Here is a 482-nt window from a genome sequence, read left to right as displayed (position 1 = left end):
CCCTTGCACCGGCCGGCCCGGAACTCGGTCGGCGGGTGGCCCTACTTCGACGACGGCCAGGAGTGGCCGCGCTGCTTCTGCGGCGAGCGGATGGCGCTGTTCTTCCAACTGGATGTGCCCGAGGACGTCGAGTTCTTCGGCGGAGAACACCTCTCGGTCTTCCACTGCGCGCACCACAACGAGGCGTCCGACCCGGTCACGGCCGACGGCCGCCTCGTGCCCCGGTGCGCGTGCGGGTCGGAGTTGGCGTTCGTCTGCCACCAGCTGGCCTGCCCGCAGCGTTGCGACCCGGCGGCCGTCTTCCCGGTGAACCAGAACTGAGTTCAGATCACTTGAGGGAGGCGACGAACGACGTCCACGCCTGGGCCGTGACGGTGAGGACCGGGCCGTGGGGGACCTTGGAGTCGCGGACGGGGACGACGGCGGTGTGGGCGTCGCAGACTTCGAGGCAGTCGCCGCCGCTGCCGTTGCTGTAGGTGCTC

Annotated in this window: 2 protein-coding genes; one reads left to right on the top strand and one right to left on the bottom strand. The window is 70.1% G+C overall.

The window, feature by feature from the left end; all coding sequences use genetic code 11:
- The coding region (locus LPA54_RS37230; protein ID WP_228984880.1) for a hypothetical protein at window positions 1-321 on the top strand (321 nt) is incomplete at its 5' end.
- Window positions 322-328: 7 nt separating this feature from the next.
- On the opposite strand, the gene LPA54_RS37225 is transcribed toward LPA54_RS37230, so the two are convergent.
- On the bottom strand, window positions 329-482 hold a 154-nt coding region (locus LPA54_RS37225), incomplete at its 5' end, for a DUF397 domain-containing protein (RefSeq protein ID WP_228984881.1).

It is taken from the genome of Streptomyces sp. DH12 (assembly GCF_020873895.1).
GTDB lineage: Bacteria > Actinomycetota > Actinomycetes > Streptomycetales > Streptomycetaceae > Streptomyces.
The sequence above is the reverse complement of the archived record's forward strand: the minus strand, read 5'-3'. Positions and strand labels throughout refer to the sequence as shown.